At 61.8% G+C, this 18,889-nt stretch carries 21 protein-coding genes; 9 read left to right on the top strand and 12 right to left on the bottom strand.

All coding sequences use genetic code 11. The features are described from left to right. Positions 1 to 42: 42 nt before the first annotated feature. Complete coding sequence (gene cfaB, locus TU75_RS11450; RefSeq protein WP_060548994.1) at positions 43 to 1,230, top strand: C17 cyclopropane fatty acid synthase CfaB; 1,188 nt, start codon at positions 43 to 45, stop codon at positions 1,228 to 1,230. Here cfaB and TU75_RS11455 read toward each other — a convergent pair. Together TU75_RS11455 and cls are read right to left on the bottom strand one after the other, a co-directional pair. Further along, positions 1,218 to 1,640 (bottom strand): hypothetical protein, encoded by a 423-nt coding sequence (locus TU75_RS11455; RefSeq protein ID WP_003231804.1) that lies wholly within the window; start codon positions 1,638 to 1,640, stop codon positions 1,218 to 1,220. The genes cfaB and TU75_RS11455 overlap by 13 nt on opposite strands. Before the next feature lie 140 nt (positions 1,641 to 1,780). After that, on the bottom strand, positions 1,781 to 3,220 hold the full coding sequence (cls, locus tag TU75_RS11460; RefSeq protein ID WP_060548995.1) for a cardiolipin synthase: 1,440 nt from the start codon (positions 3,218 to 3,220) through the stop codon (positions 1,781 to 1,783). Positions 3,221 to 3,355: 135 nt separating this feature from the next. On the opposite strand from cls, the gene TU75_RS11465 reads away from it, so the two are divergent. Continuing rightward, on the top strand, positions 3,356 to 3,877 hold the full coding sequence (locus tag TU75_RS11465; protein WP_015373352.1) for a DUF3617 domain-containing protein: 522 nt from the start codon (positions 3,356 to 3,358) through the stop codon (positions 3,875 to 3,877). Between the two features lie 11 nt (positions 3,878 to 3,888). Here TU75_RS11465 and TU75_RS11470 read toward each other — a convergent pair whose 3' ends face one another. The 6 genes from TU75_RS11470 to folE2 are packed head-to-tail and all read right to left on the bottom strand — an operon-like array spanning position 3,889 to position 9,098. After that, entirely contained in the window at positions 3,889 to 5,226 is a 1,338-nt protein-coding gene (locus TU75_RS11470; protein ID WP_060548996.1) for a dihydroorotase, read from the bottom strand. Positions 5,227 to 5,229: 3 nt separating this feature from the next. Further along, complete coding sequence (locus TU75_RS11475) at positions 5,230 to 5,790, bottom strand: gamma carbonic anhydrase family protein (protein ID WP_003231797.1); 561 nt, start codon at positions 5,788 to 5,790, stop codon at positions 5,230 to 5,232. Further along, the gene (locus tag TU75_RS11480) at positions 5,787 to 6,665 is read right to left on the bottom strand and encodes a metal ABC transporter substrate-binding protein (RefSeq protein WP_060548997.1); all 879 of its coding nucleotides are present in this window, start codon (positions 6,663 to 6,665) and stop codon (positions 5,787 to 5,789) included. Before TU75_RS11480 ends, TU75_RS11475 begins: the two co-directional genes overlap by 4 nt. An 11-nt stretch (positions 6,666 to 6,676) precedes the next feature. Further along, positions 6,677 to 7,543: a metal ABC transporter permease gene (locus tag TU75_RS11485; protein ID WP_003231793.1), complete on the bottom strand. Its 867-nt coding sequence runs from the start codon at positions 7,541 to 7,543 to the stop codon at positions 6,677 to 6,679. Beyond that, positions 7,543 to 8,211 (bottom strand): metal ABC transporter ATP-binding protein, encoded by a 669-nt coding sequence (locus TU75_RS11490; RefSeq protein ID WP_060548998.1) that lies wholly within the window; start codon positions 8,209 to 8,211, stop codon positions 7,543 to 7,545. The genes TU75_RS11485 and TU75_RS11490 overlap by 1 nt, the downstream gene beginning before the upstream one ends. Next, a complete protein-coding gene (gene folE2 / locus TU75_RS11495) occupies positions 8,208 to 9,098 on the bottom strand; it encodes a GTP cyclohydrolase FolE2 (protein WP_003231789.1) in 891 nt (296 codons plus the stop codon). The genes TU75_RS11490 and folE2 overlap by 4 nt, the downstream gene beginning before the upstream one ends. 128 nt (positions 9,099 to 9,226) lie before the next feature. On the opposite strand from folE2, the gene TU75_RS11500 reads away from it, so the two are divergent. Beyond that, on the top strand, positions 9,227 to 10,438 hold the full coding sequence (locus tag TU75_RS11500) for an N-acetylmuramoyl-L-alanine amidase (RefSeq protein WP_060548999.1): 1,212 nt from the start codon (positions 9,227 to 9,229) through the stop codon (positions 10,436 to 10,438). Here the strand turns inward: TU75_RS11500 and TU75_RS11505 are convergent. Then, positions 10,435 to 10,803 carry a hypothetical protein gene (locus tag TU75_RS11505; RefSeq protein ID WP_003231785.1) on the bottom strand — a complete coding sequence of 123 codons (369 nt, stop codon included), beginning with the start codon at positions 10,801 to 10,803 and terminating at the stop codon, positions 10,435 to 10,437. The two genes, TU75_RS11500 and TU75_RS11505, sit on opposite strands and share 4 nt — an antisense overlap. Positions 10,804 to 10,931: 128 nt before the next feature. On the opposite strand from TU75_RS11505, the gene dksA reads away from it, so the two are divergent. Genes dksA through TU75_RS11525 form a run of 4 tightly spaced genes read left to right on the top strand, consistent with a single transcriptional unit; the run spans position 10,932 to position 14,220 of the window. Continuing rightward, on the top strand, positions 10,932 to 11,336 hold the full coding sequence (gene dksA, locus TU75_RS11510) for an RNA polymerase-binding protein DksA (protein WP_060549000.1): 405 nt from the start codon (positions 10,932 to 10,934) through the stop codon (positions 11,334 to 11,336). Between the two features lie 27 nt (positions 11,337 to 11,363). Continuing rightward, complete coding sequence (zigA, locus tag TU75_RS11515) at positions 11,364 to 12,569, top strand: zinc metallochaperone GTPase ZigA (protein WP_060549001.1); 1,206 nt, start codon at positions 11,364 to 11,366, stop codon at positions 12,567 to 12,569. Further along, on the top strand, positions 12,569 to 13,213 hold the full coding sequence (locus tag TU75_RS11520) for a DUF1826 domain-containing protein (RefSeq protein ID WP_060549002.1): 645 nt from the start codon (positions 12,569 to 12,571) through the stop codon (positions 13,211 to 13,213). The genes zigA and TU75_RS11520 overlap by 1 nt, the downstream gene beginning before the upstream one ends. A gap of 44 nt (positions 13,214 to 13,257) precedes the next feature. Beyond that, the gene (locus TU75_RS11525) at positions 13,258 to 14,220 is read left to right on the top strand and encodes a CobW family GTP-binding protein (protein WP_060549003.1); all 963 of its coding nucleotides are present in this window, start codon (positions 13,258 to 13,260) and stop codon (positions 14,218 to 14,220) included. On the opposite strand, the gene TU75_RS11530 is transcribed toward TU75_RS11525, so the two are convergent. Beyond that, positions 14,214 to 14,609 carry a DUF3301 domain-containing protein gene (locus TU75_RS11530; RefSeq protein WP_003231776.1) on the bottom strand — a complete coding sequence of 132 codons (396 nt, stop codon included), beginning with the start codon at positions 14,607 to 14,609 and terminating at the stop codon, positions 14,214 to 14,216. The two genes, TU75_RS11525 and TU75_RS11530, sit on opposite strands and share 7 nt — an antisense overlap. 117 nt (positions 14,610 to 14,726) lie before the next feature. Here TU75_RS11530 and pdxY point away from each other — a divergent pair, with 117 nt between their 5' ends. Beyond that, positions 14,727 to 15,599 (top strand): pyridoxal kinase PdxY, encoded by an 873-nt coding sequence (pdxY, locus tag TU75_RS11535; RefSeq protein WP_003231774.1) that lies wholly within the window; start codon positions 14,727 to 14,729, stop codon positions 15,597 to 15,599. Between the two features lie 38 nt (positions 15,600 to 15,637). Here the strand turns inward: pdxY and TU75_RS11540 are convergent, their stop codons facing one another. Further along, a complete protein-coding gene (locus TU75_RS11540) occupies positions 15,638 to 16,123 on the bottom strand; it encodes an acyl-CoA thioesterase (protein ID WP_003231772.1) in 486 nt (161 codons plus the stop codon). Between the two features lie 291 nt (positions 16,124 to 16,414). On the opposite strand from TU75_RS11540, the gene TU75_RS11545 reads away from it, so the two are divergent. Then, positions 16,415 to 18,178 carry a cation:proton antiporter gene (locus TU75_RS11545; protein WP_015373346.1) on the top strand — a complete coding sequence of 588 codons (1,764 nt, stop codon included), beginning with the start codon at positions 16,415 to 16,417 and terminating at the stop codon, positions 18,176 to 18,178. 287 nt (positions 18,179 to 18,465) lie between these two features. Here TU75_RS11545 and TU75_RS11550 read toward each other — a convergent pair whose 3' ends face one another. Then, positions 18,466 to 18,873 (bottom strand): SMI1/KNR4 family protein, encoded by a 408-nt coding sequence (locus TU75_RS11550; RefSeq protein WP_003195742.1) that lies wholly within the window; start codon positions 18,871 to 18,873, stop codon positions 18,466 to 18,468. Between the last annotated feature and the right edge of the window lie 16 nt (positions 18,874 to 18,889).

Genomic DNA, 18,889 nt, shown 5'->3' on the forward strand with positions numbered 1-18,889 from the left:
GGTCTACCCTCAATTCGGACTTCTGAACAAGGGGGACTACTCATGCTCGCGCAACTTCCACCGGCCTTACAGAATCTTCAGCTACCGCTGCGTCTGCGACTCTGGGATGGCCATGAATTCAACCTGGGCCCCGAGCCCAGTGTGACCATCGTGGTGAAGGACCCCACCGTCGTCACACAGCTGACCCATCCCACCCTCGACTCGCTGGGCGAAGCCTTCGTCGAGGGCAAAGTCGAGCTGGAGGGCTCGATCACCGAAGTCATTCGGGTGTGTGACGAACTGAGTCACGCCTTGATCGACGATGACGAGGGCACTCGTCCGGTGCGCTTGACCCACGACAAGGCTACCGACGCGGCGGCCATTTCCTACCATTACGATCTCTCCAATGAGTTCTACCAGCTATGGCTGGACCAGGACATGGCGTATTCCTGCGGCTATTTCGAAACTGGCAGCGAGTCCATCGACCAGGCCCAGCAGGACAAATTTCGCCACCTGTGCCGCAAGTTACGCCTGCAGCCTGGCGAATACCTGCTGGACGTGGGCTGCGGCTGGGGTGGCCTGGCGCGGTATGCGGCGCGCGAATTCGGGGTGAACGTGTTCGGTATCACCCTGAGCAAGGCGCAGTTGGCCCTGGCGCGCGAGCGGGTGAAAGCCGAGGGGCTGGAAGGCCAGGTCGACCTGCAACTGCTCGATTACCGTGACCTGCCCCAGGATGGGCGTTTCGACAAGGTGGTGAGCGTGGGCATGTTCGAGCACGTCGGCCATGCCAACCTCACGCAATACTGCAAGACGCTGTTTGGCGCGGTGCGTGAAGGTGGCCTGGTGATGAACCATGGCATCACTGCCAAGCACACCGACGGCCGCCCGGTGGGGCGGGGCGCCGGTGAGTTTATCGGGCGTTATGTGTTCCCCAACGGCGAGCTGCCGCACCTGGCAATGATGACCGCCGAGATCAGTGACGCGGGGCTGGAAGTGGTCGACGTCGAAAGCCTGCGCCTGCACTACGCGCGCACCCTGGACCACTGGAGCGAACGGCTGGAAGACAACCTGGAAACGGCAGCGCGGGTCGTGCCGGAGCAGGCGCTGCGCATCTGGCGGCTGTACCTGGCCGGATGCGCGTACGCGTTTGCACGGGGCTGGATCAATCTGCATCAGATTCTTGCGCTCAAGCCCCATGCGGACGGCAGCCATGAACTGCCGTGGACGCGCGATGATATTTACCGCGGGTGAGGCAGGTCGTCCCACGCGATGTCGCGTGGGTCGACGATGTCATTCGGGTGCATCTGGAAGGTGCCGTGCTGCTTGGGAATGTTCGGGTCTGAAGGCAGATAGGCTTGCTGCCCGAACGTCATCGCCGGTTTGTCGAAGGTGAGCGTGTGCAGCGCGACGTTGTCGTACCAGTCTGCATGGGGCAGCGAGATGAACGTCATCTCCCAGGTGCCGCCGTCCACGTGGCCCTTGGTGACGTAGACACCGTAATGGTTCTCGCCAGGGGAGAGTATTTTGTACACGCCGTTATCGTATAGAAGCAGCACGGCGTCCGTGAACGGTTTGGCCTCGTAGAGCACGGCGTAGAGCAAATCGATTTTGTAAGTGGGCGCGCCCAGTTCCACAGGGATCGTGACAGCGTTGCCTTGCATGGTCTGCCTTCCTTATCGAGGGATACGGCCTGATTCTAAACCGCCTCTGTGACTAGCGTGCTTATCGTGGCAAGCCCGCTCGCCACAGGGTGTGGTTACCTGACATTTCAGGCCTCTCCCACAGGACGTTGTGTTGGCGGTTAGAGAATCGGTGAAATAAGCCGCGCGATCCGCATGCCCAGTTGCTGCAGGCGCCGGGTCTCGCGGCTTTCTGCCAGGCTCATCTCGTGGGCCAGGGCGAAATCTTCCAGCAGCATCTGTTCCACTTGCCTGGCGAAGGCCTCGTCAACCGTCAGCAACATCACCTCGAAATTCAGACGGAACGAACGGTTGTCCATGTTCGCGCTGCCGATAGCGCTGATCTCGCCGTCCACCAGCACCACTTTCTGGTGCAGAAAGCCGGGCGTGTAGCGGAACACGCGCACGCCGGCGCGCACCGCTTCGATGGCGTACAGGCTGGACGCGGCATACACGATACGATGGTCCGGGCGCGACGGCAGCAGGACGCGCACATCGACGCCGCGCAGCACCGCCAGGCGCAGGGCGGCGAACACGGCTTCGTCGGGGATGAAATACGGGGTGGTGATCCACACCCGCTCGGTGGCTGCGTGGATGGCTTCAACGAAGAACAGCGAGCAGGTTTCATACGGGTCGGCCGGACCGCTGGCGAGCAGTTGGCAAAGCACGCCGTCTTCGGGGTAGGTGTCCGGCAGGATCAGCGGCGGCAACTCCCGCGCGGCCCAGAACCAGTCTTCGGCGAATGACTCCTGCAGGCACGCCACCACCGGGCCGGTGACTTGCACGTGGGTATCGCGCCAGGGCGCCAGCGGCGGCTTTTTGCCGAGGTATTCATCGCCCACGTTATGGCCGCCGACAAACCCGGTAATTCCATCCACGACCACGATTTTGCGGTGATTGCGGAAGTTGACCTGGAAGCGATTGAGCCAGCCGCTGCGCGTGGCGAATGCCTTGACCTTGACCCCGGCGTCACGCAGCGATTGCACGTAGCGATGGGGCAGGGCGTGGCTGCCGATGCGGTCGTAGAGTACGTGGATATCGACCCCTTCGGCGGCCTTCGCCTTGAGCAGGGCGTGCAGCTGGCGGCCCAGCGCGTCGTCATGAATGATGAAGAACTGGAACAGCACGGCCGATTGTGCGCCGCGAATGGCGTCGAAAATCGCGCTGAAGGTGTCTTCGCCATTGATCAGCAGGCGCACTTGGTTGTTGGCCAGGCACGGCATGCGTCCCAGCTTGGGCATGGCACGCAGGGAGGTGTAAGCGGCGGAATTGCGCGCGGCCAAGGCTTCCTCGACCCACGGGCGCCAGTTCAGCGCGTTGATGGCGGTGTGCATTTCCTGGTTGGCCTGGCGACGTGCCTGGATGTACGCATCGAACGTGCTGCGGCCGAAGATCAGGTAGGGGATCAGCGTGAGGTATGGCATGAACATCAGCGACAGCGCCCACGCGATAGAGCCTTGGGCGGTGCGCACTGTCAGCACCGCGTGGATCGCGGCGAGTGTCCCGAAAAAATGCAGCGTGGCGATGAAGTAGGCGAGCAGGTGCGGGCCAAAAAAATCCATGAACGGCGATACTCCAGACGATCCAGTGCAGTGCGTAAAAGACCATGTTCAGCCACGAATGTCGCTATTTTATTTGCCGTGCAACACTGGCACGTCCGCGGCGTCTAACGCCCACAATTACCCAGGAGTTACCCGATGAAGGCTCGTCTGCTGTGTTTGTCCATGGTTGTTGGTTTGGCGCTGCCGGTGGCGGCACAGGCGCAGATGCTGGCGCCGGGCTTGTGGGAATTGACCACCAGCAATATGAAGGTCGATAACCAGGACCTGCCGGACCTGTCGCTGATTCTGGGTCAGCTCAAGCAGCAGATGACCCCCGAACAGCGCGCCATGCTCGAAAAGCAGGGCATTACCATGGCCGGTAAAGGCGTGCAGGTGTGCCTCACCCCCGCCCAGGTGGCAACCGACTCCATCCCGCTGACCGACCCGCAATCGGGTTGCAAGCAGCAAATCACCGAGAAGACCGGCAACCAGTGGAAATTCCGTTTCAGCTGCCCGAAAGCCCAAGGCACTGGCGTGGCGACCTTCCAGAGCCAGAAGGCCTTCACTACCACGGTCAACGGCACTTTCAATGCCACCGGCATCCAGCAAAAAGGCAGCCTGGACAGCCACGCCCAGTGGCTGGGCAATGACTGCGGCACCGTCAAACCTCGCGCATGACCTGCCTGCGCCTATCTCAGGAAATGCAGCGGTAAACCCTGGCAGCTCTCGACTACCTGGCCGTTGTGCCACGCCAGGTGACCGGAGACCAGGGTGGTGCTGACGCTGTGGCGAAAGCGGCGTTCGACGAACGGCGTCCAGCCGCAGCGTGCCAGGATCGGCTCGTCACTCACCGGCTTGCCTTCTGGTTCGGGTTTGATCAGCACCAGGTCGGCCCAGTACCCCTCACGCAGGTAGCCGCGATCCGGGATAGCGAACAGGTCGGCCACCCGATGGCTGGTCTTCGCCACCAGTGTGGTAATGGGCAGCAGGCCGTCGGCTACCAACTCCATCAACGCGGGCAGCGCATGCTGCACCAGCGGCAAGCCCGACGGCGATTCGCGATAGCTCATCTGTTTTTGCGCCCAGGTGTGGGGCGCGTGGTCGGTGCCGATCACATCCAGCCGATCACTCAGCAAGGCCTGGCGCAGCGCGTCGCGGTCGGCACGGGTCTTGATCGCTGGGTTGCATTTGATCTGATGGCCCAGCCGTGCATAGTCACGGTCATCGAACAGCAGATGATGCACGCACACTTCGGCGGTGATGCGTTTATCGGCCAGGGGTTTGTCTTCAAACAGTGCCAGTTCGCGGGCGCTGGTGATGTGCAGGACGTGCAGGCGCGTGCCGTGGCGCTGGGCCAGTTCCACTGCCAGTGACGATGAGCGATAACAAGCCTCTGCGTCGCGAATCAGCGGGTGGGCGACGGCGGGAATCTGGTCACCGAACCGCGCGTGCAGACGCTGTTCGTTGATCAGGATGCTGGGGGTGTGTTCGCAGTGGGCCAGTAGAATGGTCGGTACTTCGGCGAACAGGCGCTCGAGTATGCGTGGGTCGTCCACCAGCATATTGCCGGTGGACGCGCCCATGAACACCTTGACCCCGGCCACTTCGCGCGGGTCCAGAGCCGCCACGGTGTCGAGGTTGTCGTTGCTGACGCCAAAATGAAAGCCATAGTTGGCCACCGAATGCAGGCCGGCGCGGCGCTTCTTGTCGGCCAGGGCTTCGAGGGTCAGCGTGGCCGGGCGGGTATTGGGCATGTCCATGAAACTGGTGATGCCACCGGCCACCGCCGCCCGTGATTCGCTGTAGAAACTGCCTTTTTCCGGCGCACCAGGTTCACGAAAGTGCACCTGATCATCAATCATGCCCGGCAGCAGCCACTGGCCCCGGGCGTCAATCGCCAGGGGCGCGTTATAGTCCGTGATGCTGCCGGCGATTTTTTCGATGCGGCCATTGGCGACCAACACATCGGCGTCGAATGCCTGGCCTTCGTTCACCAGGCGGGCGTTGCGGATCAACAGGCGGGTCATGGTTCAGAACTCGTTTTGCAGGGCTTTATAACCTCGCACCAGGTCGACATTGGTGCGGGCCACGTCTTCGGAAAACTCCGAAGCGCTGACACTCACCGGCGGGAATTGCGACAGGTCGGTGTTCGGCCCAATACGGGTGGTGGAGGGCACGTAGAACGCATCGGGCAAATCGCGACCGTCGACCACCGAGTTGTGGCGCACCACGCAGCCGTCGCCGACGACGCAATTGAACAGCACGCTGTTGAAGCCGATGAACACGCGGTCGCCGACCGTGCAGGGGCCGTGGACGATGGAGCGGTGCGCGATGGACGTGAACTCGCCGATGGTCACCGCCGCACCGGATTTGGAGTGGATGACCACGCCGTCCTGGATGTTGGAGTTGGCGCCAATGGTAATCGGGTCCATGGCGCCGCTGGCGTCGACTTCGTCGGCGCGGATCACGGCGTAGGGGCCGACGAACACGTTCTCGCCGATGATGACTTTGCCGCAGATGATTGCGGTCTTGTCGACGTAGGCCGATTCGGCAATGACCGGCAGGTCGCCTGAGGGATTTTTACGGATCATGGTGTGCTCAACGCTGCGCAAAGCGTATTGAGGTTGTATTCGAACAACCCGGTGAAAGTGCTGGCCGGACCTTTGGCGGCCAGGGCGTCGGAGTACAGCGTGCCGCCGATCTGCGCGCCGCTTTCGTCGGCGATCTGCTTGAGCAGGCGCGAGTCCTTGATGTTTTCCATGAACACGGCCTTGACCTTGTCTTTGCGGATCTGCGTGATCAGCGCAGCCACTTCGGCGGCGGAGGGTTCACGCTCGGTGGACAAGCCCTGGGGCGCAAGGAACTGAATGCCATAGGCCTGGCCCAGGTAGCCAAAGGCGTCATGGGAGGTGACGATGCGACGGTTACCCGCTGGCAGTGCGCCGAACTTGGTCTTGGCTTCAGCCAACAGGCGGTAGATTTCCTTCAGGTAGGCCTGGCTGTTGCGCTGGTAGTCGGCCTGGTTGGCCGGGTCGGCGGCGATCAGCGCCTTGGTGATGTTGTTCACGTAGATTTCGGCGTTGGCCAGGTTGTGCCAGGCGTGCGGGTCGGGAATGGTTTCGCCGTCCTCGTCCATGGTGTGGGAGATCACACCTTTGCTGGCGGTGACCACCGTGGCCTTGGTTTCGGTGCTGGTGATCAGGCGGTCCAGCCACGGCTCGAAGCCCAGGCCGTTCTTGATGATCAATTTGGCCTTGAGCAGCGCCTTGGCGTCGTCCGGCGTGGGTTCGTAGGTGTGAGCGTCGGCGTCGGGGCCGACCATGTTGCTGATCTGGATGTGGTCGCCACCGATCTGGTGGGTGATGTCATCGAGAATACTGAAGCTGGTGACCACCTGGAGTTTGTCGGCGGCATGGGCCATCGACAGCGGCAGCAGCAGGCTGAACAGCACGAGTAGAGCGCGCATCGGGAAACACCTCATTGGGATGTAAGCAAGGGCGGGCGGCGCAGCAGGCCGTGCACCGGACCAAAGACCACGGACAACAGATACCCGCCGCCCGCCACCAGCACGATGGCCGGGCCGCTGGGCAGTGAGTAGTAGAACGACAGCAACAAGCCAAGCCATACCGACAGGCATCCCAGCACCGCCGATATTGCGATCAACACCGGCAGGCGCCGGCTCCAGAAGCGTGAGGCGATGGCCGGCAGCATCATCAGGCCCACCACCATCAACGCGCCGATGGCCTGGAAACCGATCACCAGGTTCAACACCACCAGGGTCAGGAATAAGCCGTGGGCCAGTGGTCCGAGGCGGCTGACGGTTTGCAGGAACAGAGGATCCAGTGTGTCCAGCAGCAGCGGTTTGTAGATCAGTGCCATCGCGAGCAGGCTGAAGCTGGAGACCCAGAGCATGCCGGTAAGGGTGGTTTCGTCCACCGCCAGGGCCGAGCCGAACAGCAGGTGCAGCAGGTCCAGGCGTTTGCCGGCGATGCCGAGGATCAGCACGCCGGCGGCGAGGGAGATGGGGTAGATAGCGGCCAGGCTGGCGTCTTCGCGCAGGCCGGTGCGGCGGGTGATCCACGCCGACAGCCCGGCCATGCTCAGGCCGGCGCCGAGGCCGCCGATGGTCAGTGCGGGCAGGCTCAGGCCGGCGAACCAGAAGCCCAGCGCCGCGCCGGGCAGGATGCCGTGGGCGACGGCATCACCGATCAGGCTCATGCGCCGCAGGATCAGGAACACTCCCAGCGGCGCCGTGCTGCAGGCCAGTACCAGGCCGCCGATGAGCGCGCGACGCATGAACACAAAGTCGAGAAACGGCATCCACAGGTGAGCGGCAAAATGCATCAAGCCACCTGCATCTGAGGTTGCGCGCGGATCAGCTCTTTGCTCGAGCCGAACACGCAGCCGCTGCTTTTGATCTGCAGCACCTGCTGAGTGTGATGACGCACCGAGGCCAGGTCATGGCAAACCACCACCACCGTACGGCCTTCGGCATGCCAGGCATGAATGTGATTCCAGCACAGCGCCTGGCCTTCTTCGTCGAGCGCGGCGTGGGGTTCGTCGAGCAGCAGCACGGGCGAGTCGGCCAGGCTCATGCGGGCGAGCAGGGCGCGTTGCAATTGACCGCCGGACAACGCCATCAACGGGCGCAGCTCCAGGCCGCTGAGGCACCAGTCTTCGAGCACCGCTTGCAGGCGTTCGCTGCGCTGTGCAGCAGAAAGCCGCGCGCCCCAGAAACCGGCGGCGACCAGTTCCTGCAGGTTGATCGGGAACTGGCGGTCGAGTTGTTGCTGCTGGGGCAAAAACGCCAGGCCGCCACGACGTGTCACTTCCACGACGACTTTCCCGGCCAGCGGTTTCTGCAAGCCGGCGATGACTTTGAGCAGGCTGCTCTTGCCGCAGCCATTGGGGCCTATGACGCCGGTGAGGCTGCCTTTTTCCAGGGTGAAATCGATGGCGGGTGTGAGCGGTTGGCCGGGGGCGCCCCAGCGTAGGGCCGTGCAGGTGATCATGCAGGGTTTCTCGTCCAGCGGCTTTCGGCCACGGCATCGTGCGCGTGCAGGCTTTCGGCGTGGATCACTTTGAGGTGGAAGGCTTTGACGGCGTCCGAGCGTTTCAAGGCGAGGTTCAGGCGGCGGGCGGCGTCTTCGCAGAACATCAGGTTCTGCCCGTTGGCCAGGGCGAAGGCTTGTTCGTCTGCACGCTTTACGGCGGTTTGTACGGCGGTGCCAAGGGCGGATTCGGCGCCGTTGATCAGGTCCACCAATGGCAGGTGCTCGCCTTGCAGTTCGACATGAAGTTGTGCACTGCTGCGTTGGCTGTGGGGCGTGGCAACGATGCCATTGGCGCTGCCGAGCCAGGTCATTACGGCTTCGTGCTGCAGCGGCTTGTCACCGAAGTCATCAAGAAACTGCCCTTGAATCAACTGCCTGGCGAGGGCAGCGGAGCAAGGGCAGGTTGAGGAGTAACTCACGTCAATTTTTAGTTCCACGTGGAACATCTGATTTTCCAGACGTGCTTCGATGCTCACCGGATAGCTTTTCCAGCCTGCCAGAGGGCTGACCAGGGCAGGGCGTTTAAGCAGCAAATCGGTATGGATGCGCAGGTAGGCGTTCTTAGATAAATCTTCATGACTGTCGAGAAAGCGCTGCAGTACATTGCGCAGAAGTGCAGGCGTGAGGGGTTGCTGGTCGAGCAGCTCCAGGGCCAGGTACAGGCGTGACATGTGAATGCCACGGGCGGCGCCGTCATCCAGGCTCACGCCGGCGTCGGCGGTCGCAGGCAGACGTTGGCCGTCGAGCAGGATGGGCAGGGCAATGCCGCACATGCCTACCCAGTCCAGTGGCATGGCCTGGCGTGAAGCCTGCGCGGCAATATCCGGCAGAGTCAGCGCGTTCATGAGCAGGTCCGTCGTTGGAAATATTTAGACATGTTATAGTATAACGACAAAGTCGACGATTAATTTTCTGCTCCAGGTTTTGCTCAGTCATGTCGAGCAGGGACGCTCCTTTATTTGCGGTATAGGTCATGCACAGACGTCAGCTCCTCAACCTGCTCCTGGTTAGCCCGTTGTTTACCTTGCCGTTCTCGGCCCACGCTACGCAGATTCGCAATGCCCGCTTGTGGCGCTCGGAAGACAAACTGCGGCTGGTGTTCGACCTCAGCGGGCCGGTGCAATACAAGACCTTTTCCCTGAGCGCCCCGGAACGCGTGATCATCGACTTGAGCGGTGCAGGCCTCAGTGGTGACTTTTCGCAATTGATGCTCAAGAACAGTGGGATTACCTCGATTCGCTCGGGGCATTTCGGCACCAACGACACGCGGATCGTGTTGGACCTGGCCTCACCGATGCAGCTCAACAGCTTTCTGTTGCCGCCCCAGGACGGCCAGGGTCATCGCCTGGTGCTGGACCTCAGCAGCATCACCCAGGCACCGCGGCAGATCGCCGCCGAACCCGCGCCGCTGGTGGCACCCATCGATAAAGCCCATCCCCGGCGCGACATCATCGTGGTGGTCGACCCTGGCCATGGCGGCAAGGACCCCGGCGCCGTGGGCTCCAAGGGCCAACGCGAAAAAGACGTTGTGCTGTCGATTGCCCAACTGCTGGCCAAACGCTTGAAACGCGAGAAGGGTTTTGACGTGAAGCTGGTGCGCAACGACGACTTCTTCGTGCCCCTGCGCAAGCGCGTGGAGATCGCACACAAGCACAATGCCGACATGTTTATCTCGGTGCATGCGGATGCGGCGCCGCGTATCACCGCGTCGGGCGCCTCGGTGTATGCCTTGTCCGAAGGCGGCGCCACGTCTGCCACCGCGCGCTTCATGGCGCAGCGGGAAAACGGTGCCGACCTGCTGGGCGCCAGCAGCCTGCTGAACCTCAAGGACAAGGATCCGATGCTGGCCGGGGTGATTCTCGACATGTCGATGAACGCCACCATCGCGTCCAGCCTGCAACTGGGTCACTCCATCCTGGGTAGCCTGGAGGGCATTACCAGCCTGCATCAGAAGCGCGTGGAACAGGCCGGTTTTGCGGTGCTCAAGTCACCGGATGTGCCGTCGATTCTGGTGGAAACCGGCTTCATCTCCAATGCACGGGACAGCGCGCGGCTGGTCACGGCGCGTCATCAACAGGCAGTGGCGGATGGGTTGTTCGAGGGCCTGAAAAAATACTTCCAGAAGAACCCGCCCATGAACAGCTACATGGCGTGGGCCCAGGAACAGAAGAACGGCCAGGTCTAGCAGCCGGTTATGCGGCTGCAGGTGAATTTGGCGCTGGCTCCCCCTGAACTGGAGAACCGGTTGATCGTCGTCCAGCCCACACGCCGCGTGTAGCCCACCCACGCCTCGCCATCCGAGGCCAGCCCGGTAAAGAACGTAAGTTGCCCGTAACGGCTGTTGGTCTGCGCCCAATAACGTTTGCCGATCACTTCGAACCCCCGCAAATACGTGGTGCTGCCCACCGTGGCCACGCTGTAGGCATTGCCCAGCGGATCGACGCAGGCCAGCAGGGTGGCGCTGCGCGTGCAGTTGGCCAGCAGGGTTGGGACCTGTGCGCAGGCCGGTCCCGCCGTTGCCAATAACAGGGCGCACACCAGGTATTTCATGAGGTTTCTCGGGATTGGAGGCCGGTGCGCAAGCATTGCGCCCTTCGTCGCCGCAGACAAGGGGATTGGCTTATTTGTGTTGTTATACTATAACATTAAAAACCAGCCCCACCCGTGAACCGCTGCTCATGACTGAACAAGAACTCCTGGCCCAATCGCCTGACGACTACATGAATGAAGCCCAGCAAGGCTTTTTCCGTTCGTTGTTGATAGCCCAACGCGAGGCATTGCAAGCGCGCATCGAAGCCGAATTCATGGTGCTGCGCGAGCAGGAAACCAATAGCGACCCTGCCGATGTGGGCAGTGCCGAAGAACAGCGCCAATGGCAACTGCGTCTGCTTGAGCGGGAAAAGAAGCTGCTGGACAAGATCGACGACGCCCTCGATTTGCTGGCACGCGGCGAATACGGCTGGTGTCGGGAAACCGGCGAACCCATAGGCCTGCAACGCTTGCTGCTGCGTCCCACCGCCACCCTGTGTATCGAAGCCAAAGAACGTGAAGAGCTGCGCGAACGCCATAAACGGGCTGTTTGACCGGCCAACCCTGATGAGGAAAACCTGATGCCCAATCGTCTCCCCGTGACCGTGTTGTCCGGCTTTCTCGGCGCCGGTAAAAGCACGCTGCTCAACCATGTCCTGCGCAACCGCGAAAATCTGCGGGTGGCGGTGATCGTCAACGACATGAGCGAAATCAACATCGACGGCAGCGAGGTGCAGCGCGACGTCACCCTCAACCGTTCCGAAGAAAAGCTGGTGGAGATGAGCAACGGCTGCATCTGCTGCACCCTGCGTGAGGACCTGCTCGAAGAAGTCACCAAGCTGGCCAAAGAGGGCCGGTTCGATTACCTGCTGATCGAGTCCACCGGCATTTCTGAACCGCTGCCGGTAGCCGAAACCTTCACCTTTCGCGATGAAAACGACCAGAGCCTGGCCGATATCGCGCGGCTGGACACCATGGTCACCGTGGTCGACGGCATGAACTTCCTGCTCGATTACCAGGCGGCGGAAAGCCTGGCCTCACGCGGCGAAACCCTCGGTGAAGAGGACGAGCGCTCCATCACCGACCTGTTGATCGAACAGATCGAATTCGCCGACGTCATCCTGATCAGCAAGATCGACCTGATCAGCAGCCACGAACGCGAAGAGCTGATGGCCATCCTCGAACGCCTGAACGCCCAGGCCGAGATCATCCCGATGGTCATGGGCGACGTGCCGCTGAACAAGATCCTCAACACCGGCCGCTTCGATTTCGAGCGCGCGGCCCAGGCCCCAGGCTGGCTGCAGGAGTTGCGCGGCGAGCATGTGCCGGAAACCCAGGAGTACGGCATCGCGTCCACCGCCTACCGCGCGCGTCGCCCGTTTCATCCGCAACGCTTTTTCGACTTTATCGACCGTCCCTGGGTCAACGGCAAACTGCTGCGCTCCAAGGGCTTTTTCTGGTTGGCCAGCAAGCATCAGGATGCGGGCAGTTGGTCCCAGGCCGGCGGCTTGATGCGTCACGGGTTTGCCGGACGCTGGTGGCGCTTCGTGCCGAAAAGCCAATGGCCCCAGGACGAAGAAAGCGTTGCGGCGATCATGGACAACTGGCAGCTGAGCACCGGCGATTGCCGTCAGGAACTGGTGTTTATCGGGCAGAACATCGATTTCGCACAGATGCGTACCGAGCTGGATGCCTGTTTGCTCACCGACGAAGAAATGGCCCTGGGCGTCGAAGCGTGGCGCTTGTTGGCCGATCCGTTTGGCCCTTGGTATGAAGAGGCCGCCTGATGCTCGCGCCGACCCTCCAACTGCGTCCCGTGGTGCGCCAGACGCGCGGAGAAACGCCGCTGGCGTTATCCGACATCCTCGAAGACGGCGTGAACCTGGCGCTGTGGCAGCGCCAACTGCCGCTGCATATTGCCGAGTTCGGCGCATTGCTGGTGGCGCTCGATGAGCCGCTGGCCGATGCCATGGTCATCGAACTCAGCGATGAAAATGCGATGCCGAACTTGCAGGGTTTGGCGTCCAGCTGCTGCGATCTGGAAGGCTATGAAGGCTTTATCGCCGATGTGTCATGGCTGGTCAGCGCGTTCGCCTGCCTGCTCGGCGCCAAGCGTATCGGCGTGCGCCTGCGGCTGCTGGACAAGGCCATGTGCCCGCGCTTTCACGTGGATCATGTGCCGGTGCGCCTGATCACCACCTACGCCGGTGTCGGCAGCCAATGGTTGCGCGAGGGTGTGATGGACCGGCGCACACTCGGCCAGCCGGAGGCCGAGCCCGGCGAACGCATCGAACAGGTCCAGTGTGGCGAAGTGGCCCTCCTCAAAGGCACCAAATGGCATGGCAATGAAGCGCACGGCCTGATTCATCGCTCGCCCGCCCTCAAGGCGGACGAGCGCCGGTTGATCCTGACGCTGGATTGGCTGGCATAACCGCGTAGGATCAAGCGCTCCACACGGTCTGAACGATGCCCACGATGCTGCAGAACATCCCTACCCACGTGATCGCCGGCCCCCTGGGCGCCGGCAAGACCAGCCTGATCAAGCACCTGCTCGCCCAGCGTCCGGCCGATGAGCGTTGGGCGGTGCTGATCAACGAGTTCGGGCAGATCGGCCTGGATGCCGCGTTGCTCACCCAGGACGACGACGGCATTGCCTTGGGCGAAGTGGCGGGCGGCTGCCTGTGTTGCGTCAATGGCGCGCCGTTTCAGGTAGGCCTTGGCCGCCTGTTGCGCAAAGCCAGGCCGGACCGGTTGTTTATCGAGCCCTCAGGCCTGGGCCACCCGGCGCAATTGCTCAAACAACTGCGCGAAACGCCGTGGCAGGACGTGTTGGCGGTTCAACCCTGTGTGCTGGTGCTGGACGCCCAGGCTCTGGCGGCGGGCAAACCCCTGCCGCCCGCGCAGCAAGAGGCATTGGCCAGCGCCGGTTTATTGGTGCTGAACAAGGATGAGGGCCTGGAAACCGGGCAGCGTCAGGCCATCGAGCGGCAATTACCCGGTTGCGCGCTGTATTGGACGCGCCAGGCGCAGCTGCCGATCGAGCAAATGCCCGGTTTGTACGCGCAGGCCAAAGCGGCTGTGGATAACTTTGAAGTGCCCAAAGGATTGGCGCAAATACCGGCGATCTGGAGCGATCCCGCGCTGCCGATTTGCTTGAGCCAGGGGCAGGAGGGCGGCTGGAGCATCGGCTGGCGCTGGCACCCGAGCCAGCGCTTTCACGCTGAGCGACTGCAGCATTGGCTATCAGGTCTGGACTGGCGGCGCGCCAAGCTGGTTATCCACAGCACGCAGGGTTGGGTTTCGGCCAATGCTGTGGATAACGACGTGCTTGCCTGGCAGCCCAGCGAATGGCGCCGGGACTCGCGTATCGAATTGATCTTCAGTGAACCACAGGCAGTCGCCGCGTTGCAGACTGCACTTGCCGCCTGCCGTTATTGACGGTTCTTGGCCGGGTGATCCTGGCGCCATTGGCTCAGCTCGATCACCTCGGCACTGGGCAATGGCTCTTTGGCCTCGAACGGGTAGGGCGCCAGCTCGATCTGCGCGCTGTGGGCGCCGAACTGCGTGATGACGCCGGCGTGGCGGGTTTCGCCGGTCACGGTAAATTCGAAAGCGTAGATCCGCGCCAGACGTCGTCGGCCGTTGGCGTCCTTCACAAAACCGATGCGCTTGAGCGCCACCGCACCATCGAGCAGCTCGATGTCGAGCCGGGCGCAATGCTGCTTGACCCGCGCCAGCGCTCGTTCGCGCAAGCCGTGGTTGTGCCAGACCCAGGCGGCGCCGGTCGCCAGCAGCATCAACACGAAGATGTTTCCCAGGGTCAGCATGCGATGAACTCCAACAAAGTGAGAGCAGCTTAACTGTGTCGCCGGTCTGTCGTACAGGCTGCGTTTAGTCGCATACTGCGCGGCCGGAATTTCAACGGCTTTATGGACATTTCCTGCATGAAACGTACACCCCATCTGCTTGCGATCCAGTCTCACGTGGTCTTTGGTCACGCCGGAAACAGCGCCGCCGTATTCCCCATGCAGCGGGTCGGGGTGAATGTGTGGCCGCTCAACACGGTGCAGTTCTCCAACCACACCCAGTATGGTCAGTGGGCCGGCGAAGTGCTGGCGCCGCAGCAGATTCCGGCGCTGGTGGAAGGTATCGCGGCAATTGGCGAACTGGGCAACTGCGACGCCATTCTCTCTGGCTACCTGGGCAGCGCCGCTCAGGGCCGCGCGATCCTCACTGGCGTGGCGCGCATCAAGGCGATCAACCCCAAAGCCCTGTACCTGTGCGACCCGGTGATGGGCCACGCGGAAAAAGGCTGCGTCGTGCCCCAGGAGGTCAGTGATTTTTTATTGGATGAAGCCGCCGCCATGGCCGATTTCCTCTGCCCCAACCAGCTTGAGCTGGACAGCTTTGCCGGGCGCAAGCCGCAGTCATTGTTCGATTGCCTGGCGATGGCCAAGGCCTTGCTGGCGCGCGGGCCAAAGGCTGTGTTGGTCAAGCACCTGGATTATCCGGGCAAGTTGCCGGACGGCTTCGAGATGCTGCTGGTAACTGCCGACGGCAGCTGGCACCTGCGTCGGCCGCTGCTGGCATTCCCGCGCCAACCGGTGGGCGTGGGCGACCTGACCTCGGGGCTGTTCCTGGCGCGGGTGCTGCTGGGCGACAGCCTGCTGGCGGCGTTCGAATTCACCGCTGCGGCGGTGCATGAAGTGCTGCTGGAAACCCAGGCTTGCGCCAGCTACGAGTTGGAGCTGGTGCGGGCGCAGGATCGAATCGCCCACCCGCGCGTGCGGTTTGAAGCCACGCCGATCAGCCTGTAAGCACACAACACCAATGTGGTTGGGTTTACAGCGTGGGATCAGGGCGCGTCGGCCTTGATCTCCTGATAACGTTTTTCCAGCTCCTGGCGAATCTGCCGGCGTTGCTGGGCCTGCATGAAGCGGCGCTTGTCTTCGCTGTTCTGCGGCTGCAGTGGCGGTACGGCGGCGGGTTTGCGCTGGTCGTCCACCGCCACCATGGTGAAGAAACAACTGTTGGTGTGGCGCACCGAGCGTTCGCGGATGTTCTCGGTCACCACCTTGATGCCCACTTCCATCGAGGTATTGCCGGTGTAGTTGACCGACGCGAGGAAGGTCACCAGTTCGCCGACATGAATCGGTTCGCGAAAAATCACCTGGTCGACCGACAGGGTGACTACATAGCGGCCCGCATAACGGCTGGCACAGGCGTAGGCCACTTCGTCGAGGTACTTGAGCAACGTGCCGCCGTGGACATTGCCTGAGAAGTTGGCCATGTCTGGGGTCATCAATACCGTCATCGACAGCTGGGCGTTTCCGGGTTCCATAGCACACTCACGGTTGTAGGCGTTGGTTGGGTAGGCACCTCTGCGGGTGCTGGAATCATTTGCAGCGCTATCGGTAACGGGACGCCGGCGGGCGGCTTGCCGTCACGCCCGCAGCGATTGTTTCCATATATTGCACCGGCTTTTCGCTGGAAGTCGCGGTGTTAACCTTCAAACGCCCATCTCAGGGCATTTCTTACGATCAAGGTAGACTTTTCCTTCCGCTCTTGGCGACTGTTCAGCGGCGTGGGCGGAAGTGGGAAAAGCGCCAGTACCCTCAAGGAGCCCCTCGCCATGCACGCCATCAGCTTTATTCAGGACCTGGCCGTGATCATGCTGGTGGCTGGGGTGGTCACCATCCTGTTTCACCGCCTCAAGCAGCCGGTGGTGCTGGGCTACATCGTCGCCGGCTTCATCATCGGCCCCCACACCCCTCCGTTCGGCCTGATCCATGACGAAGACACCATCAAGACCCTCGCCGAGCTGGGGGTGATCTTCCTGATGTTCTGCCTGGGCCTGGAGTTCAGCCTGCGCAAGTTGTTCAAGGTGGGCGCCACGGCGTTTATCGCAGCGTTCCTCGAAATCATCCTGATGATCTGGATTGGCTACGAAATCGGCCAGTGGTTCGACTGGAACACCATGGACTCGCTGTTCCTCGGTGCAATCCTGGCCATTTCCTCGACCACCATCATCGTCAAGGCGCTCAATGACCTGAAAATGAAAAACCAGCGCTTTGCCCAGCTGATTTTCGGCGTGCTGATCGTTGAGGACATCCTGGGCATCGGCATCATCGCCTTGCTGTCGAGCCTCGCCGTCAGTGGCACAGTCAGCTCCGGCGAGGTGTTTTCCACGGTCGGCAAGCTCTCGTTGTTCATGATCGTGGCGTTGGTGATCGGCATTTTGCTGGTGCCGCGTCTGCTGGCCTATGTGGCCCGGTTCGAAAGTAATGAAATGCTGCTGATCACCGTATTGGGCCTGTGTTTCGGCTTCTGCCTGCTGGTGGTCAAGCTCGAATACAGCATGGTGCTGGGGGCGTTTCTGATCGGCGCGATCATGGCCGAGTCCCGCCAGTTGATTAAGATCGAACGCCTGATCGAACCGGTTCGCGACATGTTCAGCGCTATCTTCTTCGTGGCGATCGGCTTGATGATCGACCCGCAGATCCTGTTGCAATACGCCTGGCCGATCGCGGTGATCACTGTGGCGGTAGTGCTGGGCAAAATGCTGTCCTGCGGCCTGGGGGCTTTTATCGCCGGCAATGACGGCCGCACCTCACTGCGCGTGGGCATGGGGCTGTCTCAGATTGGTGAGTTTTCCTTCATCATCGCCGCGCTGGGGATGACATTGCAGGTGACCAGCGACTTTCTTTACCCGGTGGCGGTGGCCGTATCGGTAATTACCACCTTGCTCACGCCTTACCTGATTCGCAGTGCCGACCCACTGTCACTGAAGATTGCCGCCATTATGCCAACGCGCATGAGTCGGGTATTCGGCCTGTACGGGGAGTGGTTGCGCAGTATCCAGCCGCAAGGCGAGGGCGCGATGCTGGCGTCGATGATCCGCAAGATCATCCTGCAAGTGGGGGTAAATCTGGCGCTGGTGATCGCGATTTTCTTCACCGGCAGCTTTTTTGCGGGGCGCATCGGGGGGTATCTGGAAGGTTGGATCAGCGATCCAAGCTGGCAGAAGGCTTTGATCTGGGGTGGGGCGTTGCTGTTGTCGCTGCCGTTTCTGATCGCGGCGTACCGCAAACTCAAGGCGCTGTCGATGTTGCTGGCGGAGATGAGCGTGAAGCCGGAGATGGCCGGTCGGCATACCCAGCGTGTGCGGCGGGTGATCGCAGAGCTGATTCCGATTCTGTCGTTGCTGGTGATTTTTGTGCTGCTGGCAGCCTTGTCGGCCAGCATATTGCCGACCAACAAGTTGCTGGTGTTGATTGCCGTGGTGACAGCGGCGGTGGCGGCGGTGCTCTGGCGCTGGTTCATCCGCGTGCATACGCGGATGCAGGTGGCGTTGCTGGAAACGCTGGATAACCATAAGGATACGTCGGAGCACTGAACCTAGTGGTGGGGGGGCCGCTTCGCGGCCCAACGCGGGGCAAGCCCTGATGCCGTTCAGTTAAGCGGACGCAATGCTCAAAGCGACGAAGATCAAATGTGGGAGCGGGCTTGCCCGCGAAGGCGGTGGGTCAGTCAACGTCACTGTTTGCTGGGCAGACGTCTTCGCGGGCAAGCCCGCTCCCACATTTGATCTGCGCTTAACTGACTGGCATTAGGACAAGCCTGCTCGCCACAGCAAGCTCGACTGCCCACCGCAAACCCACTCACCACTAACGGGTCGTGGCATCAGCTTTCCAGCCAGACGTCCCGCGCCCAGTGCCACACCGATTCCCAGGTTTCTTCCTGGACCAGTTCTTCTTCCGCCGACCACAGCACCACGGTGCCGTCCTCCTCGACGCAGTAGTAGTCGTCACCGTCCTGGCAGATCGGAATCAGGCTGCGGTCCACGCCGGCATCCCAGGCATTGGCTGCCACGTCCGGCAGGTAGGTGTGCGATTGGGGATCGGTGACAGTCACCGGCTCCAGGCTGCCGTAGACCACGTCGCTGACGGTGAGCAGGAATTCGCGGAAGACGAACGGGATGTCGATGAACAGTTGTTCCTCGATTTCCACCAGTTGGTCTTCGTCAGGCAGTTCCAGAGGAACCGGTACGGGCTCGTTGGCTTCACGCAGTTGTTCGATGATTTCTTCCACGGCCGGGATCCTCTTG

This window comes from Pseudomonas poae (assembly GCF_001439785.1).
GTDB classification, from domain to species: domain Bacteria; phylum Pseudomonadota; class Gammaproteobacteria; order Pseudomonadales; family Pseudomonadaceae; genus Aquipseudomonas; species Aquipseudomonas poae.